Annotated in this window: 26 protein-coding genes; 18 read left to right on the forward strand and 8 right to left on the reverse strand. The window is 65.6% G+C overall.

The annotated features are described in order from the left end of the window. The first annotated feature begins 96 nt into the window (after nucleotides 1-96). The 4 genes from JQ633_RS12200 to JQ633_RS12215 all read left to right on the forward strand — a co-directional run bounded on the left by JQ633_RS12200 (nucleotide 97) and on the right by JQ633_RS12215 (nucleotide 3598). The gene (locus JQ633_RS12200; protein WP_211985262.1) at nucleotides 97-1086 is read left to right on the forward strand and encodes an MBL fold metallo-hydrolase; all 990 of its coding nucleotides are present in this window, start codon (nucleotides 97-99) and stop codon (nucleotides 1084-1086) included. Nucleotides 1087-1359: 273 nt separating this feature from the next. Continuing rightward, complete coding sequence (locus tag JQ633_RS12205) at nucleotides 1360-2025, forward strand: FMN-binding negative transcriptional regulator (RefSeq protein WP_211985263.1); 666 nt, start codon at nucleotides 1360-1362, stop codon at nucleotides 2023-2025. Next, nucleotides 2022-2996, forward strand: a complete 975-nt coding sequence (argC, locus tag JQ633_RS12210) for an N-acetyl-gamma-glutamyl-phosphate reductase (protein ID WP_211985264.1) — start codon at nucleotides 2022-2024, stop codon at nucleotides 2994-2996. Before JQ633_RS12205 ends, argC begins: the two co-directional genes overlap by 4 nt. 14 nt (nucleotides 2997-3010) lie before the next feature. Continuing rightward, nucleotides 3011-3598 carry a class I SAM-dependent methyltransferase gene (locus JQ633_RS12215; protein ID WP_211985265.1) on the forward strand — a complete coding sequence of 196 codons (588 nt, stop codon included), beginning with the start codon at nucleotides 3011-3013 and terminating at the stop codon, nucleotides 3596-3598. A 215-nt stretch (nucleotides 3599-3813) separates the two neighbouring features. Here the strand turns inward: JQ633_RS12215 and JQ633_RS12220 are convergent, their stop codons facing one another. Both JQ633_RS12220 and JQ633_RS12225 read right to left on the reverse strand, forming a co-directional pair. Beyond that, nucleotides 3814-4212 carry an MAPEG family protein gene (locus tag JQ633_RS12220; protein ID WP_211985266.1) on the reverse strand — a complete coding sequence of 133 codons (399 nt, stop codon included), beginning with the start codon at nucleotides 4210-4212 and terminating at the stop codon, nucleotides 3814-3816. 73 nt (nucleotides 4213-4285) lie between these two features. Then, nucleotides 4286-6094: a PHA/PHB synthase family protein gene (locus JQ633_RS12225; RefSeq protein ID WP_211985267.1), complete on the reverse strand. Its 1809-nt coding sequence runs from the start codon at nucleotides 6092-6094 to the stop codon at nucleotides 4286-4288. A gap of 291 nt (nucleotides 6095-6385) precedes the next feature. On the opposite strand from JQ633_RS12225, the gene JQ633_RS12230 reads away from it, so the two are divergent. The 7 genes from JQ633_RS12230 to JQ633_RS12260 all read left to right on the forward strand — a co-directional run bounded on the left by JQ633_RS12230 (nucleotide 6386) and on the right by JQ633_RS12260 (nucleotide 14075). After that, entirely contained in the window at nucleotides 6386-6703 is a 318-nt protein-coding gene (locus JQ633_RS12230) for a hypothetical protein (RefSeq protein WP_211985268.1), read from the forward strand. 215 nt (nucleotides 6704-6918) lie between these two features. Continuing rightward, entirely contained in the window at nucleotides 6919-8139 is a 1221-nt protein-coding gene (locus JQ633_RS12235; protein ID WP_211985269.1) for an LL-diaminopimelate aminotransferase, read from the forward strand. Nucleotides 8140-8161: 22 nt separating this feature from the next. After that, nucleotides 8162-9481 carry a homoserine dehydrogenase gene (locus JQ633_RS12240; protein ID WP_211985270.1) on the forward strand — a complete coding sequence of 440 codons (1320 nt, stop codon included), beginning with the start codon at nucleotides 8162-8164 and terminating at the stop codon, nucleotides 9479-9481. A gap of 19 nt (nucleotides 9482-9500) precedes the next feature. After that, entirely contained in the window at nucleotides 9501-10499 is a 999-nt protein-coding gene (glpX, locus tag JQ633_RS12245; protein WP_211985271.1) for a class II fructose-bisphosphatase, read from the forward strand. A 121-nt stretch (nucleotides 10500-10620) separates the two neighbouring features. Beyond that, nucleotides 10621-11340: a haloacid dehalogenase type II gene (locus JQ633_RS12250; protein ID WP_211985272.1), complete on the forward strand. Its 720-nt coding sequence runs from the start codon at nucleotides 10621-10623 to the stop codon at nucleotides 11338-11340. Between the two features lie 55 nt (nucleotides 11341-11395). Beyond that, the gene (recJ, locus tag JQ633_RS12255) at nucleotides 11396-13237 is read left to right on the forward strand and encodes a single-stranded-DNA-specific exonuclease RecJ (protein WP_211985273.1); all 1842 of its coding nucleotides are present in this window, start codon (nucleotides 11396-11398) and stop codon (nucleotides 13235-13237) included. A gap of 19 nt (nucleotides 13238-13256) precedes the next feature. Further along, on the forward strand, nucleotides 13257-14075 hold the full coding sequence (locus JQ633_RS12260; protein ID WP_211985274.1) for a glucose 1-dehydrogenase: 819 nt from the start codon (nucleotides 13257-13259) through the stop codon (nucleotides 14073-14075). 92 nt (nucleotides 14076-14167) lie between these two features. Here JQ633_RS12260 and JQ633_RS12265 read toward each other — a convergent pair whose 3' ends face one another. Further along, on the reverse strand, nucleotides 14168-15403 hold the full coding sequence (locus tag JQ633_RS12265) for a lytic murein transglycosylase (RefSeq protein ID WP_211985275.1): 1236 nt from the start codon (nucleotides 15401-15403) through the stop codon (nucleotides 14168-14170). 110 nt (nucleotides 15404-15513) lie between these two features. Continuing rightward, on the reverse strand, nucleotides 15514-16074 hold the full coding sequence (locus JQ633_RS12270; protein ID WP_211985546.1) for a MarR family winged helix-turn-helix transcriptional regulator: 561 nt from the start codon (nucleotides 16072-16074) through the stop codon (nucleotides 15514-15516). 95 nt (nucleotides 16075-16169) lie between these two features. Between JQ633_RS12270 and JQ633_RS12275 the strand changes: the two genes are divergently transcribed. Beyond that, entirely contained in the window at nucleotides 16170-16649 is a 480-nt protein-coding gene (locus tag JQ633_RS12275; protein WP_211985276.1) for a carboxymuconolactone decarboxylase family protein, read from the forward strand. A gap of 49 nt (nucleotides 16650-16698) precedes the next feature. After that, entirely contained in the window at nucleotides 16699-17205 is a 507-nt protein-coding gene (locus JQ633_RS12280) for a cupin domain-containing protein (RefSeq protein ID WP_211985277.1), read from the forward strand. Nucleotides 17206-17214: 9 nt separating this feature from the next. Here JQ633_RS12280 and JQ633_RS12285 read toward each other — a convergent pair whose 3' ends face one another. Next, entirely contained in the window at nucleotides 17215-17637 is a 423-nt protein-coding gene (locus JQ633_RS12285) for a DUF805 domain-containing protein (protein WP_211985278.1), read from the reverse strand. Between the two features lie 344 nt (nucleotides 17638-17981). Between JQ633_RS12285 and JQ633_RS12290 the strand changes: the two genes are divergently transcribed. Beyond that, complete coding sequence (locus tag JQ633_RS12290; RefSeq protein WP_211985279.1) at nucleotides 17982-18875, forward strand: dihydrodipicolinate synthase family protein; 894 nt, start codon at nucleotides 17982-17984, stop codon at nucleotides 18873-18875. A gap of 25 nt (nucleotides 18876-18900) precedes the next feature. On the opposite strand, the gene JQ633_RS12295 is transcribed toward JQ633_RS12290, so the two are convergent. The 3 genes from JQ633_RS12295 to JQ633_RS12305 form a co-directional block, all read right to left on the reverse strand. Further along, nucleotides 18901-20478, reverse strand: a complete 1578-nt coding sequence (locus JQ633_RS12295; protein ID WP_433995647.1) for a M23 family metallopeptidase — start codon at nucleotides 20476-20478, stop codon at nucleotides 18901-18903. 79 nt (nucleotides 20479-20557) lie between these two features. Further along, complete coding sequence (gene efp / locus JQ633_RS12300) at nucleotides 20558-21124, reverse strand: elongation factor P (protein WP_211985280.1); 567 nt, start codon at nucleotides 21122-21124, stop codon at nucleotides 20558-20560. Nucleotides 21125-21285: 161 nt separating this feature from the next. Next, complete coding sequence (locus tag JQ633_RS12305; protein ID WP_211985281.1) at nucleotides 21286-22008, reverse strand: hypothetical protein; 723 nt, start codon at nucleotides 22006-22008, stop codon at nucleotides 21286-21288. A 242-nt stretch (nucleotides 22009-22250) separates the two neighbouring features. Here JQ633_RS12305 and epmA point away from each other — a divergent pair, with 242 nt between their 5' ends. From epmA to JQ633_RS12325, 4 genes are read left to right on the forward strand one after another with little or no spacing between them, the layout of a single operon-like run. Next, nucleotides 22251-23300 carry an EF-P lysine aminoacylase EpmA gene (gene epmA, locus JQ633_RS12310; protein ID WP_211985282.1) on the forward strand — a complete coding sequence of 350 codons (1050 nt, stop codon included), beginning with the start codon at nucleotides 22251-22253 and terminating at the stop codon, nucleotides 23298-23300. Next, a complete protein-coding gene (locus JQ633_RS12315) occupies nucleotides 23297-24388 on the forward strand; it encodes a lysine-2,3-aminomutase-like protein (protein WP_211985283.1) in 1092 nt (363 codons plus the stop codon). Before epmA ends, JQ633_RS12315 begins: the two co-directional genes overlap by 4 nt. Before the next feature lie 7 nt (nucleotides 24389-24395). Further along, nucleotides 24396-24608, forward strand: a complete 213-nt coding sequence (locus JQ633_RS12320) for a hypothetical protein (RefSeq protein ID WP_211985284.1) — start codon at nucleotides 24396-24398, stop codon at nucleotides 24606-24608. Nucleotides 24609-24633: 25 nt separating this feature from the next. Beyond that, nucleotides 24634-24882 (forward strand): hypothetical protein, encoded by a 249-nt coding sequence (locus JQ633_RS12325; RefSeq protein ID WP_211985285.1) that lies wholly within the window; start codon nucleotides 24634-24636, stop codon nucleotides 24880-24882. Nucleotides 24883-24907: the final 25 nt, after the last annotated feature.

A 24907-nucleotide genomic window follows, 5' to 3' on the forward strand; every position in this document is an offset into this window, starting at 1 on the left:
GCAACATCGCTGTCATCGCGCCAGCACCGAAACGTTGCTAGAACCTCGCCCAACAAAACTGTCGTTCGCCGTCACCATCTCACCGGGAGGACTTACATGGAACTGACACGACGTCACGCTCTTGCCGGCGCCGCTGGCCTCGCTGCCGCGCCATTGTTGCCGTCTGTTTCTGCCAATGCGACAGCGCCGATGGCCGACAAGCAGGCGCCGAGCTTCTATCGCTACAAGGTCGGCGACATCCAGGTCACCGTGGTCTCCGACGGCAAGAACGTCTTCAAGCTGGAAGACTCCTTCATCACCAATGCGAAGCGGGACGACGTGAACGCGACGCTGGAGAAGGCGTTCATGCCGCGCGACATGATGACGATCTATTTCGCGCCGCTCGTGCTCAACACCGGCGGCAAGCTGGTCGTGATCGACACCGGCAACGGCGCGCTGGCGAAGGCCAGCAGCAAGGGCGCCAACGGCCTGTTCGCGGACAATTTCGTCGCGGCCGGGTTCGACCCGAAGAACGTCGACATGGTCGTGATCTCGCACTTCCATGGCGACCACGTGAACGGACTCTTGACTGCCGACGGCACGCCCGCGTTCCCGAACGCCGAGGTGCTGGTGCCGGCCACCGAGTGGAAATTCTGGATGGACGACGGCGAGATGAGCCGCGCGCCCGCCGGCCGCATGCAGGGCCTGTTCAAGAACAATCGCAACATCTTCGATGCCGGCCTGAAGAAGAAGGTCACGCCGTATGAGTGGGGCAAGGAGATCGCACCGGGCCTGACCTCGGTCGAGACCGTCGGCCACACGCCGGGCCACACCTCCTATGTGCTGGCGTCCGGCTCCGAGAAGGTCTTCATCCAGTCCGACGTCACCAACAACCCGAACCTGTTCGCGACCAATCCCGGCTGGCACGCGTTCTTCGACCAGGACGGCGCCGTGGCGGAGGCGACCCGTCGCCGCGTCTATGACATGCTGGTTGCGGAGAAGCTGCAGGTGCAGGGCTTCCACTATCCGTTCCCGGGCGTCGGCAACATCGTCAAGGACGGCAACGGCTACCGCGTCGTGCCGGCGGCGTGGAATCCGACGATCTGACCCAGCCGTCATTCCGGGGCGCGCGACAGCGCGACCCCGGAACGACGGAACCAGGACCTTGACGTCAGGCGGGCGCGGCCTTATAGCCGCGCCCATGATCAACGCCGCGACCATCATCATTGCTCGCCGCCGCCGCACCATCGCGGTATGGGCGGTTGTTCGCGTTTAGATCATCGCCCCTGCCGCCGGATCCTGTCCCGCGGCGCTCTTCCCTCGAAAAAGACACGCGGTTCGATCTGGCGGCTCCCTTCATCGCCCAGGAGCCCGAGAACCATGTATACGCCACCCGTCTTCAAGCCTGACCGCGCCGCAAGCCTCGGCTTCGCGGAAGCGCGCGGTTTCGGCATCGCCTGCGCATGGGACGGCGGCAAGCCGATCGCCTCGGCGCTGCCGTTCTATCTGAGCTATGCCGCCGACGGCACGCCACGAGCGCTGTTTCATGTCGCCCGTCACAATCCGCTGGTAAAGCTGGCCGATGGCGACCCGTGGCTGCTGGCCGTCACCGGGGCGGATGCCTATGTGTCGGCCGACTGGTACGTGTCGCCGGACCAGGTGCCGACCTGGCTCTATCAGGCCGTGCATCTGACCGGACCGGTGCGGACCATGTCGGGTGAGGAACTCGCCGTTCAGATCGACGCGTTGGGCGCCAAGTTCGAGAGCCGGCTGCTGCCGAAGAAGCCGTGGACGTCAGGCAAGATGACAGCCCCGCGGCTGGATGCGATGAAGAAGGCGATCGTGGGCCTCGAGATGACGGTGGAAGAGGTGGAGGGCAGCTTCAAGCTGAACCAGCACAAATCCGAGACCGACTTTGCGGCGGTCGCAGGTCACCTCGCGGCGCAGGCGGATGCCGGCGCGCAAGTGATCGCGCATCTGATGCGGCAGGCGCGGCCGGACGTCTTTGCTATCACTACGAACGAACTCGAAAGGAGCGTGCCATGACCCTCACCGAAACCAACAAGCCGGCCACCAAGGGCGGCGCGACCAAGACCGTGTTCGTCGACGGCGCCTCCGGCACGACCGGGCTCGGCATCCAGGAGCGGCTGCGCCTGATCGGCGACGTCGCGGTCAAGCAGATCGCCGAGGACAAGCGGAAGGATCCCGCGGCGAAACGCGCGCTGATGGAGGAGGTGGATCTCGTGATCCTCTGCCTGCCGGACGATGCCGCGAAGGAGACCGTGGCTGTCATCGACACGATGGGCAACGCCGCGCCGAAGGTGCTCGACGCATCGACCGCCTATCGCGTCGCGCCGGACTGGGCCTACGGCTTCGCCGAGCTCGCGCCCGACCAGGCCGACAAGATCAGGACCATGCCGAAGGTCTCGAATCCGGGCTGCTATCCGACCGGCGCCATCGCGCTGCTGCGGCCGATCGTCGATGCCGGGCTGCTGCCGCAGGACTATCCGGTCACGATCAACGCGGTGAGCGGCTATTCGGGCGGCGGCAAGTCGATGATCGCAAGCTTCGAGGACGGCTCGGCGCCGGCCTTCGAGCTTTACGGCCTCGGCTTCGAGCACAAGCACGTGCCGGAGATGCAGCTCTACTCGCACCTGACGCGGCGGCCGATCTTCATTCCGTCGGTCGGCAACTACCGGCAGGGCATGCTGGTCTCGGTGCCGTTGCAGCTCGACGCGTTGCCGGGCAAGCCCACCGGCGCGGATCTTCAGGACGTGCTGGCGAAACGCTATGCCGGCAGCAAATACGTCTCGGCGATGCCGCTGAACGAAGCCGGCAAGGGCGGCAAGATCGAGCCGGAGGCGCTCAACGAGACCAACCAGCTCGAGCTCTATGTCTTCGCCAGCGACAAGCATCGCCAGGCGGTGCTGGTCGCGCGGCTGGATAATCTCGGCAAGGGCGCCTCGGGCGCAGCCGTGCAGAACATGCGGCTGATGCTCGGGCTGGCCGACGCCTGACGTCGCGGTGCATCGTGGACGACGCCACGCTGCAATTCTATCGGCGCAATGCCGAGGCCTATGCCGGGTGGGCGAAAGCACCGTCCACCCGGTTGACGGCCTTCCTCGGCCTGTTGCCGCGAGGCGGCGCCGTCCTCGAACTCGGCTGCGGCGCCGGCAATCATGCGGCGGTGATGCTCGCACAAGGTTTTGTGCTGCGCGCCACCGACGGTTCGCCTGAACTCGCCGAGATCGCGGCGCGCCGCATCGATCACCCGGTCGAGGTGATGCGGTTCGACGAGCTCGAGGATCGCGAGGCCTATGACGGCGTCTGGGCCAGCGCCTGTCTGCTGCACGTGCCACGCGACGAGTTGGCCGGCATCCTCGCCCGCATCCACCGCGCGCTGAAGCCCGGCGGCCTGTTCTACGCGAGCTTCAAGATCGGCCATGACGACGGCCGCGACAGCATCGGCCGCTACTACAATTACCCGTCGGCGGACTGGCTCGACGCGACCTACGCCGCATCAGGGACGTGGACGCAGGTCTCGTCCGATACCAGCGAGATCAAGAGTTTTGATGAGGCGCCTGCGACGATGCTGCATATCGTCGTGCGCAAAGGCTGAGCGACTGCCCGGGCGAGGGTGGTTGCCTGAATTCGGAATAATGGAAGAATACGGCTGAGTTGCCCGACGTGTCAAGTCGCCCGTGTCGAAGGCCGGCAGCCGCCGGCTACTTTGCATGGGGTTGTTTTCGTCATTTTGACGGTGCGCCCCTCCCACCGCTTCATCGCCCGGCTTGCCGGGCGATCCAGTACGCCACCTTGGGCGGGAACGGGTGATCAGAGAATCTTGAAGATCGCAAGCGCCAGCACGGCCTGGGCAAGGAAGCCGATCGTGAAGGCCAGCGTGCGGAACACCGGAAGACCGAGCGTGTAGACGATCAGATGCGCGACGCGGGCCCAGAAATAGACCGCGCAGGCCAGCACGGTCCATTTGGTCGAATAGTCGGCGGCATTGAGGATCAACACCAGCGGCGCGAAGATCACGAGGTTCTCGACCGCGTTGTCGTGGGCGAACATCAGCCGGTTGGCCCATTCGGCGTGCGGCTTGTCGTTGCGCGAGGGATTGCCCATGGCGCCGGTGAGGCCGCGGACCTGACAGCGGTTGATGATGTAGGGGACCCACAACAGCCCGGTCAGGATCACCGTCAGCGACAGCCAGAACAGTTCGCGCGTCATCGCATCCCCCTCGAATGATTTCGATTCCCGACCGCCGGGACCGGCTGTTTATAGCTGAGCGGAGGACCTTTCGCTACGCGCGGACCCGGACATAGCTGCCGGGCGCTTCCTCGAGCGGCGGCATCCCGGCCGAGCCGACCGCGCGCGCCGGCACCGTCTCCGGATCGTGGCCTTCCAGCCAGCCGCGCCAGTCGGGCCACCACGAGCCCTTGTGCTCCTCGGCACCCTTGAGCCAGTCGGTCAGCTTGATGTCCTTGATGTTGTCGTTGGTCCAGTACTGGTACTTGTTCGACGCGGGTGGATTGACCACGCCGGCGATATGGCCGGAGCCGGACAGCACATATTTCACCGGGCCGCCGAAGAACTGCGAGCCGTACAGTACCGATTCCGCCGGTGCGATGTGATCCTCGCGGGTGGCGAGGTTGTAGACCGGGACCTTGACCTTGGAGAGATCGAGCAGCGTGTTGTCGAGCACCATGGTGCCGGTCGACAGCCGGTTCTCCAGATAGCAGTTGCGCAAGTAGTAGGAGTGGTTCGACGACGGCATCCGCGTGGCGTCGGAATTCCAGTGCAGCAGGTCGAAGGCGGAGGGAGCCTGGCCCTTCAGATAATTGTTCACGACATAGGACCAGATCAGGTCGTTCGAGCGCAGCATGTTGAAGGCCATCGCCATCTTGCTGCCCTCGAGCACGCCCGAGGCCTGCATGTCGCGCTCCAGCGCCGAGATCTGATCCTCGTCGACGAACACGAGAAGGTCGCCGGCGTGGGTGAAGTCGACCTGCGCGGCGAAGAACGTCGCCGAGGTCACGCGCTGGCGGCGCTTCTCGGCGAGATAGGCCAGCGTCGAGGCGAGCAGGGTGCCGCCGACGCAGTAGCCTGCGGTGTGCACCTTCATCTCGCCGGTGGCCTTCTCGATCACGTCCATCGCCGTGAGCGGGCCCTCGGTCATGTAGTCGGCCCAGGTCTTCTTGCCGAGCTCCTTGTCCGGGTTGACCCAGGAGATCACGAACACGGTGATGCCCTGGTCGACGCACCATTTGACGTAGGATTTCTCGGGCCGCAGATCGAGGATGTAGAACTTGTTGATCCAGGGCGGCACGATCAACAGCGGCGTGCGCAGCACGTTCTCCGTTGACGGCGAATACTGGATCAGCTGCATCAGGTCGTTCTGGAAGATCACCTTGCCGGGGGTCGTCGCCATGTTGACGCCGACCTGCAGGTTGGTCGGATCGGACTGGCGGATGCGCAGCGTGCCGTGACCGGCCTCGATATCCTCCGCCAGCATCTTCATGCCGCGCACGAGATTGTCGCCGTTGCTCTCGACGGTGGCGCGCAGCACCTCCGGATTGGTCAGCACGAAATTCGACGGCGCGAACGCATTGGCGATCTGCTGCACGTAGAATTCGGCCTTCTTGCGGGTGTGCGGGTCGAGGCCCTCGGCATCGCGGACCAGCGCCTGCGCCCATTTCGAGGTCAGCAGATAGAGTTGCAGGATGAAGTCGAAGAACTGGTTCGACTTCCACTCCGGATCCTGGAAGCGCTTGTCGCGCGGTGCCGGCTGGATCGCCGGCTCGGCGTCGGCTTCGCCGGCCATGCGGCGCACTGCGGCGCCCCACAGATTGAGGTAATCCTTGCCGAGCCGCATCTGCAACTCGGAGGCGCGCTCCTTGTCGGACAGCCAGTATTCGGCGACCACGCTGAAGGTCTTGATGACCTCGCCGAGCTCGTTCGGGGGCTTGTCCTGGACCTCGCCGGTCTGCCGCGGCTTGAGATAGGCGGCCAGCGCCTGGCCGCTGCTCTCCATGGCGCGCGCGATATTCATCGCGAAGGCTTCGGCGTTGAATTTGGGGGCGGCTTGGGTTTCAGTACTGACGTTGCTCATTCTGAGGACATTATCGTGTCGTTAGGGGGCCGTCATCGCGCGGTGCGGCAATGATAATCAGTCAAATTTCAATGTTTTGTTCTGTTGCACTGCGATAAAAAATCTTTGTTCCGTCATATTGAGGCCTCAGGGGTCGCATTTGTTGTTCACGCTTTAATCGTTTCGGGCGACAATGGTTTGAACGGTCAGGGCGGGAATTGACGCAGCCTTGGTGCTGCAAGGCTCGTACCAGTGCGACCCGTGTCGGCGACGTGCGACGTACGCGCTAGCTTGTTGGGGACATCTCGGCCCATGCCGATCGATCGGATGATAACCGGCCTTGCGGCCGCAGCGCTGTTGGTGTCGATGCTGGCGCTCGGCGGCTGTTCGAGCACGATTGCCGATTATGCCTTGCCGGCCGATTCCCCGGCGCGGACCAAGGATGCGAGCGGGTACCTGCCGGTGCACGACCTTCCGCCCGATCGCAGCGAACAGACGATGAAGCCCTCCGATCAGGCCAAGCTCGAGGCCGAGCTCAAGGCGGCGCGGGAGCATCAGGCGACGGCGGCGGCCCAGAACGCCGCGGCGGCGGGCGACGTGGCTGCCGCGACCGCCGCGCCCGGGAGGTAGGGCCTGAAAAGGCCGATCGGCGCTGGCGCTCCGGAGCGTCCGTGCTAAAAGAAAGTCAATTCAACCGCATATCCGGCCGTCGCCCTCAGATCGTGCGCCTGAATTCGCTCTAAGCCGTTGATTAAGTGCGATTTCTGGATGAGGCCGAGCCCGGCTTCGACAACCGATCAAGGGGTCGTCGATTCTGGCATGCCGGTTGTCGGAGCAAGGGTCCCATGGAAGATTTTTACCGCATTCGCCGTCTGCCGCCTTACGTCTTCGAGAAGGTCAACCAGGCCAAGGCGGCCGCGCGCAACGCCGGGGCCGACATCATCGACATGGGCATGGGGAACCCGGATCTGCCGACCCCGCCGCATGTGATCGAGAAGCTCAAGGAGACCCTCGGCAAGCCGCGAACCGACCGCTACTCCGCTTCGCGGGGTATCAACGGCCTGCGCAAGGCCCAGGCCGGCTATTACGCGCGCCGTTTCGGCGTGAAGCTCAATCCGGACACCCAGGTCGTCGCCACGCTCGGCTCGAAGGAGGGGTTTGCCAACGTCGCCCAGGCGATCACCGCGCCGGGCGATGTCGTGCTGTGCCCGAACCCGAGCTACCCGATCCATGCTTTCGGCTTCCTGATGGCCGGTGGCGTGATCCGTTCTGTGCCCTCGGAGCCGACGCCGCAATTCTTCGAGGCGGTCGAGCGGGCGATCGTCCATTCGATCCCGAAGCCGATCGCGCTGATCGTCTGCTATCCGTCGAACCCGACCGCCTATGTCGCGGACCTCGATTTCTACAAGGATCTCGTCGCCTTCGCGAAGAAGCACGACATCTTCATCCTGTCCGATCTTGCCTACGCCGAGGTCTATTTCGACGAGAACAATCCGCCGCCGTCGGTGCTGCAGGTGCCGGGTGCGATCGACGTCACCGTCGAGTTCACCTCGATGTCGAAGACGTTCTCGATGGCCGGCTGGCGCATGGGCTTTGCGGTCGGCAATGAGCGCATCATCGCCGCGCTGGCGCGGGTGAAATCCTATCTCGACTACGGCGCCTTCACGCCGGTGCAGGTCGCCGCGACCGCCGCACTGAACGGACCCGACGACTGCATCCGCGAGATGCGCGATACCTACCGCAAGCGGCGCGATGCGCTGGTCGAGTCGTTTGGCCGCGCCGGCTGGGACATTCCGCCGCCGCAGGCCTCGATGTTCGCCTGGGCGCCGCTACCCAAGGCGTTCGAGGCGGTCGGCAGCATGCAGTTCGCAACCCTGATGGTGGAGAAATCCGGCGTCGTGGTGTCGCCCGGCGTTGCCTTCGGCGAGCACGGCGAAGGCTATGTCCGTATCGCGATGGTCGAGAACGAGCAGCGCATCCGGCAGGCTGCGCGCGGCGTGCGCCGCTTCCTTGAAAGCGGCATCGAAACGTTGCACAACGTGGTTCCTCTCGCCAACCGACGCTGATCCCTCCAGGTTCCCGAATATCATGGTTGCACCCCTCAGAGTGGGCATAGCGGGGCTCGGCACCGTCGGTGCCGACGTTGTCCGCCTCATCGAAGAGCAGGGACGCCTGCTCACCGAGCGCACCGGCCGCGGTGTGCGCGTTGTTGCCGTCACGGCGCGTTCGAAAGCCAAGAAGCGCGGCGTCGATCTGCGCGGCGTCGAATGGGCGAAGAGCCCGCAGGCGCTGGCCGAGCATCCCGAGATCGACTGCTTCGTGGAGTTGATGGGCGGCGCCGGCGAGCCCGCGCTGTCGGCGATCGAAACCGCGCTGAAGTCCGGCAAGTCGGTCGTCACCGCCAACAAGGCGCTGATCGCCAAGCACGGCCTGCGGCTGGCCGCGGCCGCCGAGAAGCACGGCGGCGCATTGAATTTCGAGGCCGCGGTCGGTGCCGCGATCCCGGTCATCAAGACACTGCGTGAGGGCCTTGCCGGCACCAGCGTCAACCGCATCTACGGCATCCTCAACGGCACCTGCAATTACGTCCTGACGCGGATGGAGCAGGAGGGGCTGTCGTTCGAAGCCTGCCTGAAGGACGCCCAGCGCCTCGGCTATGCCGAAGCCGATCCGTCGTTCGACGTCGACGGCCACGACACCGCGCAGAAGCTCGCGATCCTGGCGAGCCTTGCCTTCGGCACCAAGGTCGCCGAAAGCGCTGTTTATGTCGAAGGCATCTCCTCGATCACGCCGGAGGATCTCAAGGCCGCCGCCGAACTCGGCTACCGGGTCAAGCTGCTCGGCGTCGCCGTACGCACGGCAAAGGGCATTGAGCAGCGCGTGCACCCGACCATGGTGCCGAAATCGTCGTCGATCGCACAGGTGATGGGCGTCACCAATGCCGTGACGATCGACGGCGAGGGCATTCCGCCGATCACGCTGGTCGGCCCGGGCGCGGGCGGCGGCGCGACGGCCTCGGCCGTGGTCGCCGACATCGCCGACATTGCCCGCGGCATCCGCGCCAATCCGTTCGGCCGTCCGGTGGAACGGTTGCGCGACACCAGCAAGGCGCCGATGGAACGCCATGAAGGTGGCTATTATATCCGCCTGATGGCGCGCGATCTGGCAGGCACTGCCGCAACAATCGCCACCCGCCTGGCGGAACAGAAGATATCCCTGGAGTCGATCGTGCAGCGGCATCCGGATGGCGTCGATGTGAACGGTGCGGCCAAAAAACCTTCACCGGTCCCGGTCATTCTGATTACCTATGCGACCAGCGAGGATGCCGTGCATCGCGCGCTGGCTGCAGTGCAGCGCGATAAGGTCATCAGCGGCCGGCCGCAGGTGATCCGGATCGAGAAGAACTAGAGGCCTAAGGAGTACGCCGATGTCGACCCATATTTCCGTTCCGCCGCAGATGCTGCTCGAGCGCATCCTGACGCTCGAAATCGTGCGGGTGACGGAGCGCGCGGCGGTTTCGGCCGCGCGGCTGCGCGGCCACGGCCAGGAGAAGGCCGCCGACAAGGCCGCGGTCGACGCGATGCGGCGCGAGCTCAACAGGCTGCCGATCGAAGGCACCATCGTGATCGGCGAGGGCGAGCGCGACGAGGCGCCGATGCTGTTCATCGGCGAGAAGGTCGGACTCAATGCCGGCCCCAAGGTCGACATCGCGGTCGACCCGCTCGAAGGCACCACGCTGTGCGCCAAGAACATGCCGGGCTCGATCGCCACCATGGCGATGGCCGACGGCGGCACGCTGCTGCACGCGCCCGACGTCTACATGCAAAAGCTCGCGATCGGTCCGGGCTATGCCAAGGGCGTGGTCGAGCTCGACGCGCCGCCGGCCGACAACGTCCGCCGGCTTGCCAAGGCCAAGGGCGTCGATCCCACCGCCATCAACGTGCTGGTGCTCGACCGTCCGCGCCATGCCGACATCATCAACAGCGTGCGCTCGACCGGTGCGGCCGTGCAGCTGATCACCGACGGCGACGTCGCCGGCGTCATTCACTGCGCCAAGCCCGATGAGACCGGCGTCGACATGTATATCGGCACCGGCGGCGCGCCGGAAGGCGTGCTGGCCGCAGTTGCGCTGCGCTGCATCGGCGGCCAGATGCAGTGCCGCCTGATCCTCGACAGCGAGGAGAAGCGCGAGCGCGCCCACAAGATGGGCGTCACCGACCCGAACATGATCTACGGCATCGAGGACATGGCCAAGGGCGACTGTCTGTTCGCCGCCACCGGCGTCACCACCGGCTCGCTGCTGTCGGGCGTGAAGTTCAAGAAGGACGTGATCGAGACCGAGACCGTGGTGATGCGCTCGGTCACCGGCACCGTGCGCTACATCAAGGCCGAGCACCGGCAGCTGGAGAAATTCCACCTCGACTAAGGCTGTGTCGTTTCGGGCGTATCGCAGATGCGACCCGGAACCTCGAGGTTCCGGGTCTGGTGCTCGCGCACCATCCCGGAACGACGGTGCAAGAACAAGAACAACAAAAGGGAGCCCGAGCATGTCCGATCTTTCCGCAGTCAAGGCACTGGTGTTCGACGTGTTCGGCACCGTCGTCGACTGGCGTACCAGCCTGATCAACGACTTCACGAAATGGGGTGAGACGCGCGGCATCAAGGCCGACTGGACTGCGCTGGTCGACGGCTGGCGCGCGGTCTATGCCGCCTCGATGGACGAGGTCCGCAAGAACCCGCAGAACGGCTACGTGATCCTCGACGTGCTGCACCGCCGCTCGCTGGACAAGCTGGTCGCGCAGCTCGACATCAAGGGACTGACCGAAGCCGACCTGCAGCATCTGACGCTCGGCTGGCATCGCCTTCACGGCTGGCCGGACAGCGTCGCCGGCCTGACCCGGCTGAAGACGAAGTACATCATCTCGCCGCTGTCGAACGGCAACGTCGCGCTGCTTACCAACATGGCGAAGTTCGCCGGCCTGCCGTGGGACCTCGTGATGTCGGCCGAGCTGTTCGAGCACTACAAGCCCGATCCGGAAGCCTATCTCGGCGCCGCAAAGCTGCTCTGCCTGCCGCCGGAGCAGGTGATGATGGTCGCCGCACACAACCACGATCTCAAGGCCGCCCAGAAGCTGGGCCTGAAGACCGCCTTCGTGGCGCGCCCGACCGAATACGGCCCGCTGCAGAAATACGATTTCGAGGCCAAGGGCGACTGGGACATCGTCGCCAAGGATTTCGGGGAAATAGCCACCCGGCTGGGCTGCTAGGACTGGCCCGCGAGTCGTTGAAACGTTACGATTCCTGCCTGATTTGGTAGGGATCATGACGCTGCACGCATCCGTAATACCCGTCGAGACGCCGCAGGCGTTCCTCGGCGTGACGCGGTCGCTGACCGGAAAACTCTGGCGCGACCGGCTGGATGCGCGCGGCGCGGCGCGCGCGCTCGCGATCGTGCAGCGCCACAATCTGCCGGAGATGCTGGCGCGCGTGCTGGCCGGGCGCGACGTCGAGATCGATGGTGTCGCGGACTATCTCGATCCCACCATCCGCAAGCTGATGCCGGATCCTCACACCGTGACGGAGATGGAAGCCGCGGCCAAGCGCATCGCGGACGCCGCGGTGCGCGGCGAGAAGGTCGCGATCTTCGGCGACTATGATGTCGACGGCGCGACCTCGGCGGCGCTGCTGGCCTGGCATCTGCGCCATTGCGGGCTCGATCCGCTGATCCACATTCCGGATCGGATCTTCGAGGGCTACGGACCGAATACGGACGCCGTGCGCGCGCTCGCCGCCAAAGGCGCGACGCTTCTCGTCACCGTCGATTGCGGCACCACCAGCATCGAGCCGCTGGCCGAGGCGAAGAAGCTCGGGATGTCGGTGGTCGTGATCGATCATCACCAGACCGGCGATGAACTGCCCGAGGTCGACGCGCTGGTGAATCCAAACCGGCCGGACGATCTCTCCGGCCTCGGCCATCTCGCCGCCGTCGGCCTCGTGCTGGTGACATTGGTCGCCGTGAACCGCGAGTTGCGTCAGCGCGATTTCTGGACCGGCGAGATGCCGGAGCCGGATCTGCTCGGCATGCTGCATCACGTCGCGCTCGGCACCGTCGCCGACGTCGCGCCGCTGACCGGTCTCAACCGCGCCTTCGTCGCCAAGGGCCTGATCGCGATGCGTCGCCGCGATCATGTCGGCCATACCGCGCTGATGGATGTGGCGCGGTTGAACGGGCCGCCGGAGGCCTGGCACCTCGGCTTCATGCTGGGGCCGCGCATCAATGCCGGCGGCCGCATCGGGCGCGCCGATCTCGGCGTACGGCTGCTGCTCGAAGGCGACGTCTCGGAAGCGGCGCGGATCGCGGCCGAGCTCGACCGCCTCAATGCCGAGCGCCGCGTCATCGAGCAGGCGGCCGAGGCGCAGGCCGAAGCCGAGGCGCTGGCCTCGCTCGGGCTCGAGGACAAAGGCGCGGTGATCGTCACCGCCGCCGAAGGCTGGCATCCCGGCGTGGTTGGCCTCGTCGCCGCGCGGCTGAAGGAGAAGTTCGCGCGCCCTGCATTTGCGATCGCGCTCGAGCCCGGCGGCATCGGCACCGGATCGGGGCGCTCGATCGGCGGCGTCGATCTCGGCAAGGCGGTACGCCAGGCGGTGCATGATGGCTTGCTCATGAAAGGCGGCGGCCACGCGATGGCGGCCGGCGTCACGTTGCGCAAGGAGAAGCTCGCCGAATTCCGTGCCTATATGGAAAGCGCGCTCGCCGCTGACGTCGCCAACTCGCGTCACGAGAACGAGCTGTTCATCGACGGTGCGGTGAGCGCGCGCGCGGTGACGCCGGAATTCGCCGCCACGCTCAACCGCGCCGGCCCGTTCGGCGCCGCCAATCCGGAGCCCGTGATCGCGTTGCCTTCGCATCAACTGGTGTATGCCGACGAAGTCGGGCAGGCGCATTTGCGGCTGCGCTTCAAGTCCGGCGACGGCTCCGTTGTCAACGGTATCGCATTCCGTGCGGTGGGACAGAAGCTCGGCAGCGCCTTGACGCAAAATCGCGGCCAGCAATTGCATGTGGCAGGCTCTCTCGCAGTCGACCGTTGGCAAGGCACCGAACGTGTGCAATTCCGTGTCCTCGACGTCGCGGTGCCGGATCAGGGCCCGGCGGTGATCCGATAAGAAACGAGCGGGAGTGGACATGGCAGGACAGGTTGAGGGCAAGGTCGCGCTGGTGACCGGCGGCGCGTCAGGCATCGGCGCGGCGATCGTCGAGTTGCTGGCGCAGGAGGGCGCGACCGTCGTTGCGACCGACATCGACGAGTTGAACGGGCCCGAGATTGCCGCGCGCCTCAAGAAGGCCGGACGCGAGGTGATCTTCCTGCCGCAGGATGTCACCAGCGAGGAGCGCTGGATCGAGGTCGTCGCCGAGGTCGGCAAGCGCTACGGCCGGCTCGACGTCATGGTGTCCAACGCCGGCATCGGCATCGGTGCTCCCTCGATCGTCGACATGACGCTGGCGGATTGGCGCCGGCAGACCGCGATCAATCTGGACGGCGTGTTCCTGTCGGTGAAGCATTCGCTGCCGCTGATGCGCAAGCATGGCGGCGGCTCGATCATCATGATGTCGTCGCTGGCGGGCCTGCGCGGATCGGCGAACCTCGCCGGTTATTGCGCGACCAAGGGCGGCGTGCGGCTGTTCGCCAAGGCGATCGCGATGGAATGCGCGCAGATCGGCGACGGCATCCGCGTCAACTCGGTGCACCCCGGCATCATCGACACGCCGATCTGGGGCAAGATTCCCACCAGTGCCACCGGTGCCGGCCAGAACGCGCCGATCGATCCGGAGGAGCGCGCTCGGTTCGCGACGCCGCTCGGCCGCGCCGGCCATGCAATCGAGATCGCGCAGGGCGTGTTGTATCTCGCGTCGGATGCATCGCGTTACGTGACCGGCACCGAGCTCGTGATCGACGGCGGCATGAATGCGGGCGGCGTGGTGCGGCAGCCTCCGGCTGGCTAGTTTGTAGCCCGCATGAGCGAAGCGACATGCGGGAATGTCCCCGGGTATCGCTGCGCTCTCCCAGGCTACGAAGCTCAAACGCCAGAAGAAGGCTAACCGCCTTGCCTGAGCCGCGCCAGCACCTTCAGCCCGCCGTAACCATCGGCGGGCAGCAAGCCTGCCTTGGTCTGGAAATCCTTGATCGCCTTCATGGTGTCGTTGCCGACGCGCCCGTCGGTGCCGCCGGTGTCGAAACCGGCTTTTGTGAGCCGCGTCTGCATCTCCTGCACCTCGGCGAGCGTCAGTGCGCGCTCCGAGCCCGGGAACGGCTGGATGAAGGGCGGTCCGCCGAGGCAGCGGTCGCCGAGATGGCAGATCGCGAGCGCATAGTTCATCGAGGGGTTGTAGCTCTTCACCGAATAGAAGTTCGGCCCCAGCAGGAAGGCGGGGCCGCCGGCGACGGGGATCCAGAGCTGCGCCGACGCATTCGGCTGCGGGAACGGCTGGCCGTCGGCGCGGGTCACGCCGGCGCTGGCCCAGGCCGCGTAGCTGCGACTGCCGCCGGCGCCGCCGCCGGGGGCGCGGACCTCGTAGCCCCAGTGCTCGCCACGGTGCCATTTGCCGCGGTTGATCAGGTATTTTGCCGTCGAGCCCAGCGCATCGTCGGGGCGGCCGAACGGTGAGACCTTGCCGTCGCCGTCGTAGTCGAAGCCGACATTGAGCCAGACTTCCGGCATCCATTGCGAATGGCCCATCGCGCCGGCCCAGGAGCCGTTCATCTCGTCCGGCGTGCTCCAGCCGCGCTGCACGATCTTCATCGCGTTGATCAGCTCGGTTTCCCAATAGGCCTTGCGGCGCGGCTCGTTCCAGGCGAGCGCGGCGAGCGAGGGAAACACCGGCGTCATGTGGTTCTGCTGCACCAGCGGATCGCCATAGGCCGATTCGACGCCCCATAGCGCCAGCAGCGTGCCGCGCTCGACGCCGAAGTCGCGCTCGATCCGGCCGAACAGCGCCTCGTTCTTTTTCAGCGCCTCGCGGCCGTGGATGACGCGCCAGTCGGAGACGCGCCGGTTGATGTACTGCCAGATCTGTTCGTGGAACTCCGGCTGATTGCGCATCTGCCGGAACACGCTCATGTCGGGCTCGACCCGGCCCATGCACCGGCTCCAGGTCGCGTCCGTGATGCCCTTTGCGGCTGCCTTGGCGCGGAAGCTGTCGCGCCATTGGTCGAAGCCGGCAGGCGCCGCGGCCAGCGCACCGAGAGGAGCTACGAACATCGTGCCAGCGGCGAGCCCCGCCTTCAGGATGGCGCGGCGGGCAGGGGACGTCGGAGAATCAAGCTGTTTCATATGCCCAGTCTAGCGGCGCTGCCGGAATGGGCCAAAAGCCATGACGCCGCGGGAACATCATTTGAGCATGACCCGACCGGAAAACCGGTGCCCACTTTCCGGGTCAAGCTCTAGCTATCCTGCAAATCTGTGGCGATTTTTGACAGCCATTGGCGGACCGCGCGTTCCGCCTTCTCGTCCAGTCCGGCGGCGAGCCGTCGCTCCTGGGCCTGGGCGATCTGCCGGCACTTCTCCAGCAGCGTGGTTCCATGGCCGGTCAGCGTCCACTGCAACACCCGGCCGTGCACCGGGTGCGGCGTCTTGCGAATGGCGCCATCGCGTTCGAGATTTTTGATGATCACGCTGACGGTCTGCGGCGTCAGCAACGCGACGCGCGCGAGGTCGGCGCCCGACAGCCCCGGATAGGCCTTCAGCATGGTGAGCACCACGAACTGCGGCGTGGTCACGCCGAGCTGCGCCAGCGCGCGCTCCATCGACAGCCGCGAGGCGGCATGCGCCTGCCGGAGCAGATAGGCAAGATAGCCCTGCTCGCCGCGTTTACCCTCGCCCGGCGGCGGAGGGACGTGCAATGCGGGCGTGGCTTTGGCCGAAAAGCGATCTGCTGCGGCCGCTTTGCCGACCGGACGCGCGAGGGCGGCTCCGGATTTCCTTCTTTTCTGCATTCCCGCCATGTCGCCCGATGCCGTCTTCGCCGATGCCTGTGCCTTGCCCATGATATCAGGGCTCTGATAATGTATCAGTGCACTGATAACATGAGGCCAGGCAGATGTCACACGCCCGCAAGGAATACACCGATTTCGAGAAGCTCGCGCCCGATGTGTTCGCCGCGGTGCGCTCGCTCGGCCAGTTCGCGGCCAAGGCCGGTCTGGACAAGCAGCTGCTTGAGCTCGTCAAGCTGCGTGCCTCGCAGATCAACGGCTGTGCCTTCTGCGTGCAGTATCACGTCCTGCAGGGCGAAAGCTTCGGCGTTCCCGCCGACAAGCTGAACCTTCTGGTGGCGTGGCGCGATGCACCGCAGTTCTCGGCGCGCGAGCGTGCCGCGCTGGCCTGGACCGAGGCGCTGACGACACTGCCGAACGGCGTCAGCGACGCGATCTATGCCGAGGTCGCCGCCGAATTCCCCGAGCCGGAGCTGACCTATCTCACCTCGGCGATCGCATCGATCAATGTCTGGAACAGGTTCGGTGCGGCCTATCGCTGGACGCCGCCGGCGCGCAAGCAAAGGGCTAATGCGGCGGCCTCGTGAAGCCGCCGGCAAGACGATCTGAACGACAATCGAACAGGGAGAAGAAACGATGACCACGCTGACTGCGCCAGTGTCTCTTCCATTCATGCGACCGCCGCGACCGGTCTCACTGGCCGTCGTCGCAGGCCTCGCCTGCGCGTTCGTGATCGGCAAGGCGTTGCCGCTTCCGATGGATACGATCTCGGCGGTGATCGCGCCGCTGTGCGCCAGCGCGAATGCGGCGTCGCCGCTCGACAAGGTCGAGGTCATCACCTCGCACGCGCTGCCGAACGTGGCGGGCAAGCGCGTCACCGTGGTGCGCGTGTTCTACGGTCCCGGCGGATTCACGCCGCCGCACCGCCATTCGGGCTCGGTGACGGCCTACATCACCAAGGGCGAGATCCGCTCCCAGCTCGGCGGCGGGCCGGTCGAGACCTTCAAGGTCGGCCAGTCCTTCTTCGAGCCGCCGGGCTCCACCCACATGGTCTCGGCCAATGCGAGCAACACCGAGCCGGCCGAGCTGATCGCGGTGTTCGTCGCCGACGAGGGCGCGCAGCTGACGACGATGCTGGAATAGCGGCGCGCGCTAGATACCCGCGCGCGCCAGGGGATCCCGGCCGAACCGGTTGTCTCCCTTCAATCCCGGCAGCAGGCTCAGCGTCCCCACGATCGCAAGGTAGGGTATCCAGGTTCTTTCGTGGAGCGCGCCGGCGAGGTGGGGAACCCCCAGAATGGCCAGCGCCCACCAGCCGGAGACGTTGAGGTCGTGCAGCCGCTTCACGATGATCGCGGCGAACGGCCACAAGGAAAGGATGAGCAGAAGACTCGTGATGGAAACGTCATCGCCCGGTGGGCTGTTGGTATAGTAGCGCGGCGCGGAGCCGAACCTGGTCCCGATACGGATGACGAGGATGTCGACCAGGACGAGACCAAAAAAGCCCAGGCTGAACTCCTGCCGGCTGATGCGGCCTTTCACTCGGAGAAAAAACCAGATGAAAGTCGAGAGCATGCCTGGTTGCGGTCCGGCCTGTGAGGGCATCAGCGATACACCTGCGTCCGTCGATGGAAGCGGAATCGGATCCCGCGATTTGGCGGCCGTTCGTCAGTGCGGCTGCCGTGCCCATCTTGATCGACGCAGCGGGCGTTTGTCTCCGTGACATGACGCGCATGTGGTTGCGAAATGGAACCGGTGGCTGCGCCGCCTGTCGCGCGGCTTCCATCGGGGGTTGGCAAGGTAGGCCGGGTGGTACAGCGTGATTGATGGAAACTGGATCACCTCGACCGTGATTGTCCGCGCTATGTGTCGAGTTCTGATGCCCACCGACGCGCAAGCGACTGCAGAGGAATGAACCGATGACCAATCTGAAGGGACTTTCCGCGTTTCCCATCACGCCGTCGGATCGCGATGGACGGGTCGATGTCGGCGCCCTCAGGGCGCTGCTGGAGCCGTTGATCGCCGCGAAAGTGGATTCGATCGGGCTGCTTGGCAGCACCGGCTCATATCCGTATTTCGGCCGGGACGAGCGGCGGCGTGCCGTTCAGGCGGCCGTTCGCCTTGCAGAGGGGACGACGCCGATCCTGGTCGGGATCGGCGCGCTGCGCACCGACGAGACCGTGAGGCTGGCGCAGGACGCGCGCGATGCCGGCGCGGCGGCAGGGCTGTTGGCGGCCGTCTCCTACACGCCGCTCACGGATGACGAGGTGTTCGAGCATTTCCGAACGGTCGCGCACGAAAGCGGGTTGCCGATCTGCATCTACGACAATCCCGGCACCACGCATTTTCGTTTCACGCCGGCGCTGATCGGTCGTTTGAGCCGCGTCGATGGCATCGTGGCGGTGAAGAGTCCGGCGCTGGATGCTGCAGCCGTGCCGGGCCATTTGCAGGAGCTGCGAGCCGCGACGCCGGATGGCTTCTCGCTCGGCTACAGCGCCGACTGGAATTGCACCGCGGCGCTGTTGGCCGGTTGCGACACCTGGTACAGCGTTCTCGCGGGAGTCTTTCCGCGGATTTGCGCCGAGATCGTCCGTGCTGCCGCGAGCGGCAATGCCGCGGAGGCGCGACGCCTCGACGCGAGCCTGCAGCCGGTCTGGGACCTGTTCAAGACGTTCTCGAGTATTCGCGTGGCCTACGCGCTCGCCAATCTCAGAGGCATCTGTGTGGCTGAGCCGCCGCTGCCGATCATGCCGCTGCCTGCCGAGGCCCAGAGCCGGGTCAAGGAAGTCATGGCCGGAATGCAGATTGATTGATGGTGCGGCAGGCGCGCGCCGCGCGCTAATTGCCGCCACCTTCCTGGGTGTCGATGTGGCGCGCGACGTCGTCCGGCAGGGCATGGGCCACGGCTGACGCGGGCGGCGGCTCCGGCCCGATCTCGCGGCCGCGGCCGCGGATCAGCCGCTCATAGGCCGACACCAGCGTGGTGTAGGGATTGACCCACAGCCAGCCGTCGCGCGTGAACACCTGCACGTCGAAATGCAGGTGCCGCGACGTGCCGTTGGGGTGGTCGAGATAGTTCGAGACCACGCCGATCTTCTCGCCCTCTTCGACGCGGCGGCCGTTGAGCAGGCCGTCGCTATCCATCGCCGTCGGATTCATGTGCATGTAGCGGAAGCGGACATGCTCGGTGCGGGTGTTGACCTGCACCGTCGCGGCCTGCTGCTGTGCCGAGCGGATCACGATGCCGTCGCGCGCCGCCACCACCGCCTGCTGCCTGGGATCGCAGCCGGTATTGCCGTCCACCGGACACGCGGCGGGTTTGATGTCCTGACCCTGATGGCCGAAGCCGCTGTCGCATTGCCCGACCTCGAAGCTGCGCGCCTCGCAGAAATTGTCCTGCCACGGATATTCGGTGGCCGCCGACCTGCGTGGCGCGAAGGATTGCGAATGCGCGAACGCCGGCGCGTTCTCGAGCGGAAAGCGGATCTGCGAATAGACGGTGAGGTCGGCGTGGCCGCCTTGCTTGCGTCCGCCGCTGCCGGCCACGATGTCGCCGCTGGGGCGATAGGTGAAATCGGATGATTGGGCCGCCGGCCGATCGGCGAGCTCGGAGGCGATGTCGCTGCGCGGCCGTGACGGCTGTCCGCCGGCGATCCGCAACGCCTTCAGGAAGCGCTCGGCGACCGGGTAGGCCTCGCGGCACGCCAGCCGCTTCGACCGCGGCACGCTGTCGAGACACTGGATCGACACCACATAGGGAATGCCGAAGCGGGTGAAGGCATAGCGGAGATAGCCTTCGCGGATGAAGCGGCGCATGTCAGGGAATTGACTGGCGAGCGCCTTGACCGGCTCGCCCTTGCCGCCGAGCCGGTCGGCGAGGTCGTAGACCAGGATCGAGCCCGAGATCTGCACCTCGACCGGTTTGGCAAAGATCCGCGGTGGCATGCCGTCACCGGCACCCGGCGCGAGCGAGAACACCGCGTCATAGCCGGACCCGCCGGCATGGAAGACGTCGGCGGCGCGGAAGTCGGCCTGATAGCGGGACACGGAAAGGCTGTCCGGCGCGCCGCCTTGCCGCGCCTCGAGGTAGCTCGCAGTGTCGAACGGCAGCAGCACGGGGATCGGGCTGCGGGCGATGCCCGGGAAGATCGGCGATGTGATCGCGTTCAACTGCACCAAAGCCGGTGTCGAACGTGGATCGGAGGCCGGGACGCGACGCTGGCTCGCAAAGCTGAAGCTCGGAGCGATCGCCGGCCGGGCGTTGATCTCCTGCCGCAGCTGGTCCAGTGCGCCGCGCCATTCGACCCGCATGGCCGAAATCGACGGCGTCCTGAATTCGTCGGCGGAAGCGCCGGGGAGAATCAGAAAAAAGGCTGCCAGCCAGCAACCGCACAGGCTGACAACCTTCGTATTCACTTCGCCTCCGGCTCGATTGTTACGCCGGAGGGATTAAAGCATGATCCGGAAGTTCATTCCAAAGCATCGCGTATCAAGCTTAATCCTTGGCGCGTTCCACGTAGGAGCCGTCCTCGGTCATGACCACGATGCGGGTGCCTGTGGTGACGTGCGGCGGCACGCCGGTGCGGATGCCGTTGGAGAGCATCGCGGGCTTGTAGGACGAGGAGGCGGTCTGGCCCTTGGTGACGGGCTCGGTCTCCACGACTTCGAGCGTCACGCGCTGCGGCAGCTGGATCGCGACCGGATTGCCCTCGTGCATCGAGAGCTTCACGGTCATGTTCTCCTGCAGGTACGGCGCGGACGAGCCCACGATCTCCTTGGAGACCTGCACCTGGTCGTAGTTGTCGTTGTTCATGAAGTGGAAGCCGTCGCCATCTTCATAAAGGTAGTTGTAGTTGTGATCCTCGACGGTGGCCTTCTCGACCTGGTCGGTGGTCTTGTAGCGCTCCGAGACCTTCACTCCGTCGCCGATGCGGCGCATTTCGATCTGGCTGACCGGGGTGCCCTTGCCGGGGTGAATGTTCTCGGCGGAGAGGACCACATAGAGCCGGCCGTCCTGCTCGATGATGTTGCCCTTGCGGATAGAACTGGCGATGACTTTCAAAGGTGTTTTCCTGAATTTGGGGAGCCGGGGGCGCAAACCGGTCGCCAGCCCTCGGCCATGGCGGCGATTTCGGGCTGCAACATACTGATTTGCACCTGAGATGCCAGCCTTTTGCGGCCGATTTCGGCAGGTTGCCAACGGCCGGATGGCGCTGATTGGCGCTATTTAGGCCTCGGTTCGGGGGTTTTCCATGCCTTGGCGTTGTGCTCGGCAAAGGCCTCGGGAACCGAGAACGTCCCGGTTTTCAGGTCGTAGAGGCAGCGCCAGTCCTCGACCCAGGGAAACGGCGTGTCCTCGCCCTGGATGTCGAACGACAGGCCGATCACGAGGTAGCGGTTGTCCGGCCAGTTCTGGCCCAGCCAGCGATAATTGTCCTCGAGCCCCTTAACCAGGCCGGCTTGCATATGATCGAGCGAATAGGGGTCCTTGGGGTCGTAGCGAACGACCTTGGCGGCGGGCTGGGTGAAGAAATAGTCCCAGGCGGCATCGCCGAGCGGCTTCTCGGTCGCGGGCGCAAGGCGGTCGCCGCTGCGCTTGTAGAGATGCAGCGTTTGGGTGCCGGAGCCGATCTTCTGCATCCGCACCAGCCATCGGCTGTCCGGGCTGAAGCGGAAGCCGGCCCGATAGCCGGCCTGATCGGTGGTTTCGCCCTCATTGAGCAGCGACGCGTTCTTGCGGCCGCGGTCGAAGGTCCAGAACTGAAACAGCATGCCGTCGTCGCCCATGTCGCGCGAATACTGCTCGACGCGAAGCTTGCCATCGGGCGAGGTGACGGCCTTCGCATCGTTAACCCGCTTGAACTCGCTGCCGGGTCCGTTGGCGCACGCCGGCGCCGCAAGGGCCAGCCCGAACAACAGCACCAATCCTGGAAGCCGGCCAAACATCGTCGTATCCCTTGATCCGTGGATTGCAGATGGGACACCGCAGCAGCCGGTCCGGTTCAGCCCATCGCGCACATGGACAACGCCGGTATCTTTCGACATGAAGGGACGGACGACGCCACAGGGCGCGGGATCAAGGTCGTGACAGTCTTAAATCCATTCAAAATCAATTGCTTGCTGCTATTTCTTGAGGGTGGATGGCGGCATCTTGATGTCGAATCCGCGGGCCGCGGAGCGGTGCGACCATGACCGGGCAAGACCAATCGCCGTGGTGGGCGCCGTCACGCTTCGCCGACCGCAGACCGTTCCTGCAGGCGCGGACCGCGATCACCAAGGCGACCAAAGCGTGGTTCGAGGAGCAGGGATTTGTCGAGGTCGAGACCGGGGTCCTCCAGGTCTCACCGGGCAACGAGACGCATCTGCATGCGCCGCGCACCGACCTGCTGCGGGCGGACGGCTCGACGGCGACGCGCTATCTGCGCACCTCGCCGGAGTTCGCCTGCAAGAAGCTGCTCGCGGCCGGGGAGCCGAAGATCTACGAGTTCGCGCGGGTTTTCCGCGATCGCGAGCGCGGTGACCTGCATCTGCCCGAGTTCACCATGCTGGAATGGTACCGCGCCAATGACGGCTACGACGCCATCATGGCCGACACGGTGGTGCTGATCGCGCATGCCGCGCAGGCGACCGGGATCGGGCGGTTTTCGTTTCGCGGCAAGACCGCCGACCCGTTCGCTGAGCCGGAACTGCTGACCGTCGCGGCAGCCTTCGAACGCTTCGCCGTGATCGACCTGTTGTCGACGATCGCGGGCAACGAGGGCGATCGCGCGGCGTTGGCGGAGGCGGCAAAGGCGCGGGTGAGGATTGCGGACGACGACACCTGGTCCGATATCTTCAGCAAGGTGCTGGTCGAGCATATCGAGCCCAATCTGGGCCAGGGCAGGCTGACGGTGCTGTTCGAATATCCATCGCCGGAGGCGGCGCTGGCGCGAACTGCGGCGCGTGATCCGCGCGTGGCCGAGCGATTCGAGGTCTATGCCTGCGGCGTCGAGCTCGCCAACGGCTTTGGCGAGTTGACCGACGCCGCCGAACAGCGGCAACGTTTCACCGCCGCGATGGACGAGAAGGCCCGCCATTACGGCGAGCGCTATCCGCTCGACGAGGATTTCCTTGCTGCGGTCGGCCAGATGCCGGAGGCAAGCGGCGTGGCGCTTGGCTTCGACCGACTGGTGATGCTGGCGAGCGGCGCGCCGCGCATTGATCAGGTGGTCTGGACACCGCCTGCAGGAGAGACATGAACCGAATCGACCCAAAGCTCGCAGCAACGCTGCGGCAGCCGCGTGAACTGATCGATGCAGGTCTGGCGCCGGTGGATGCGCTCGCCGAGCTCGAACAGGTCGCCGCGCGCTACGCCGTTGCGGTGACGCCGGAGCTTGCCGCGCTGATCGATCCGGACGATCCGAACGATCCGATTGCGCAGCAGTTCATCCCGACCGCCGCGGAACTCGTGGAGCAGCCTGGCGAGAACGCTGATCCGATCGGCGACGACGCCCATTCGCCGGTCGCCGGAATCGTCCATCGCTATCCGGACCGGGTGCTGTTCAAGCTGGTGCATGTCTGCGCGGTGTATTGCCGGTTCTGTTTCCGCCGGGAAATGGTCGGGCCCGGCAAGGCCTCGGCCTTGTCCGATGACGCCTATCGCGCGGCGCTGGACTACATCCGCGGACATCAGGAGATCTGGGAGGTCATCCTGACCGGTGGCGATCCCCTGATGCTGTCGCCGCGACGGCTGGCCGAGATCATGGCCGATCTCGCCGCGATCGAGCATGTGAAGATCATCCGGCTCCACACCCGCGTGCCCGTCGCCGATCCCGAACGGATCAGCTCCGATCTGGTCGCGGCGCTGCGGCTCGAGGGTGCGACGACCTGGGTCGCGGTCCATGCCAACCATCCGCGCGAACTGAGCAGCGGCGCCCGCGCGGCCTGCGCGCGGCTCAGCGATGCCGGCATACCGCTGGTCAGCCAGTCCGTGCTGCTGCGCGGCGTCAATGACGATGCCGAGACCCTCGCGGCGTTGATGCGGGCCTTCGTCGAGTGCCGGATCAAGCCATACTACCTGCATCACGGCGACCTCGCGCCAGGCACCGCGCATCTGCGTACCACGATCGAGGCGGGGCAGGAGCTGATGCGCGGCCTGCGTGGCCGCGTCTCCGGCCTGTGCCAGCCGGACTATGTGCTCGACATCCCCGGCGGCCACGGCAAGGCGCCGATCGGCCCGAGCTATTTGTCGCAGCCGGCTTCCCGCGAACGTGACGGTACCGCCGACCCGCGCTATCGTATCGTCGATTATTGCGGCGATGTTCATCACTACCCGCCGCAGCCCTGAGCCGGCGATGGACGGGTCGGGGCAGGGACGGCAGGAGCCGCCCGACGACGACGGCAACCGCGGCATCGAAAATGCTGTGATGCTCGGCTTCTTTGCAGTGCTGGTCGCCGCGGGAATCTGGCTACTTGGCGCAATGGCCGATATACGGAAGGTGCAGGATTGCGCGGCGCAGGGACGGCGCAATTGCACGACCATCGACGTCCCGGAGCGGGCGCGGTAAGAAGGGCGAGAGGCGGAGGCGCAAGATGCGGAAAACAGTTTTCTCGATGGCTTTGGTGATGGTGGCGGGAGCGCCTGAGGCTTGGGCGCAGCAGCAGGGCGGATCATCTTCGATCCAGAAGGACCGGCCGTTGATGGAGGCGCCGATCGGCCATCGTCAGCCGCGCCGCGGCGAAGTGCCCAACGAAAAGAATCTGAGCGATCCGAACAGCGCGATGAACAAGGAAGACGCCGCGCTCGACAAGAAGATCAAGAGCATCTGCCGCGGCTGCTGACCACGCAGCAAGTCTGGCGGAGCGC

It is taken from the genome of Bradyrhizobium tropiciagri, from assembly GCF_018130505.1.
In the GTDB taxonomy this organism is placed as follows: domain Bacteria; phylum Pseudomonadota; class Alphaproteobacteria; order Rhizobiales; family Xanthobacteraceae; genus Bradyrhizobium; species Bradyrhizobium tropiciagri_B.

Bases quoted from the DNA above. Each gene is read 5' to 3' on its own strand.
- JQ633_RS12320 (WP_211985284.1), top strand. From the start codon at position 24,396: ATGGACGGGTCGGGGCAGGGACGGCAGGAGCCGCCCGACGACGACGGC.
- JQ633_RS12225 (WP_211985267.1), bottom strand. From the start codon at position 6,094: ATGAGCAACGTCAGTACTGAAACCCAAGCCGCCCCCAAATTCAACGCC.
- argC (WP_211985264.1), top strand. From the start codon at position 2,022: ATGACCCTCACCGAAACCAACAAGCCGGCCACCAAGGGCGGCGCGACC.
- JQ633_RS12315 (WP_211985283.1), top strand. From the start codon at position 23,297: ATGAACCGAATCGACCCAAAGCTCGCAGCAACGCTGCGGCAGCCGCGT.
- glpX (WP_211985271.1), top strand. From the start codon at position 9,501: ATGTCGACCCATATTTCCGTTCCGCCGCAGATGCTGCTCGAGCGCATC.
- recJ (WP_211985273.1), top strand. From the start codon at position 11,396: ATGACGCTGCACGCATCCGTAATACCCGTCGAGACGCCGCAGGCGTTC.
- JQ633_RS12285 (WP_211985278.1), bottom strand. From the start codon at position 17,637: ATGCTCTCGACTTTCATCTGGTTTTTTCTCCGAGTGAAAGGCCGCATC.
- JQ633_RS12240 (WP_211985270.1), top strand. From the start codon at position 8,162: ATGGTTGCACCCCTCAGAGTGGGCATAGCGGGGCTCGGCACCGTCGGT.
- epmA (WP_211985282.1), top strand. From the start codon at position 22,251: ATGACCGGGCAAGACCAATCGCCGTGGTGGGCGCCGTCACGCTTCGCC.
- JQ633_RS12290 (WP_211985279.1), top strand. From the start codon at position 17,982: ATGACCAATCTGAAGGGACTTTCCGCGTTTCCCATCACGCCGTCGGAT.
- JQ633_RS12220 (WP_211985266.1), bottom strand. From the start codon at position 4,212: ATGACGCGCGAACTGTTCTGGCTGTCGCTGACGGTGATCCTGACCGGG.
- JQ633_RS12230 (WP_211985268.1), top strand. From the start codon at position 6,386: ATGCCGATCGATCGGATGATAACCGGCCTTGCGGCCGCAGCGCTGTTG.
- JQ633_RS12200 (WP_211985262.1), top strand. From the start codon at position 97: ATGGAACTGACACGACGTCACGCTCTTGCCGGCGCCGCTGGCCTCGCT.
- JQ633_RS12325 (WP_211985285.1), top strand. From the start codon at position 24,634: ATGCGGAAAACAGTTTTCTCGATGGCTTTGGTGATGGTGGCGGGAGCG.
- JQ633_RS12250 (WP_211985272.1), top strand. From the start codon at position 10,621: ATGTCCGATCTTTCCGCAGTCAAGGCACTGGTGTTCGACGTGTTCGGC.
- JQ633_RS12280 (WP_211985277.1), top strand. From the start codon at position 16,699: ATGACCACGCTGACTGCGCCAGTGTCTCTTCCATTCATGCGACCGCCG.
- JQ633_RS12305 (WP_211985281.1), bottom strand. From the start codon at position 22,008: ATGTTTGGCCGGCTTCCAGGATTGGTGCTGTTGTTCGGGCTGGCCCTT.
- JQ633_RS12260 (WP_211985274.1), top strand. From the start codon at position 13,257: ATGGCAGGACAGGTTGAGGGCAAGGTCGCGCTGGTGACCGGCGGCGCG.
- JQ633_RS12270 (WP_211985546.1), bottom strand. From the start codon at position 16,074: ATGGCGGGAATGCAGAAAAGAAGGAAATCCGGAGCCGCCCTCGCGCGT.
- JQ633_RS12235 (WP_211985269.1), top strand. From the start codon at position 6,919: ATGGAAGATTTTTACCGCATTCGCCGTCTGCCGCCTTACGTCTTCGAG.
- JQ633_RS12205 (WP_211985263.1), top strand. From the start codon at position 1,360: ATGTATACGCCACCCGTCTTCAAGCCTGACCGCGCCGCAAGCCTCGGC.
- JQ633_RS12265 (WP_211985275.1), bottom strand. From the start codon at position 15,403: ATGAAACAGCTTGATTCTCCGACGTCCCCTGCCCGCCGCGCCATCCTG.
- JQ633_RS12275 (WP_211985276.1), top strand. From the start codon at position 16,170: ATGTCACACGCCCGCAAGGAATACACCGATTTCGAGAAGCTCGCGCCC.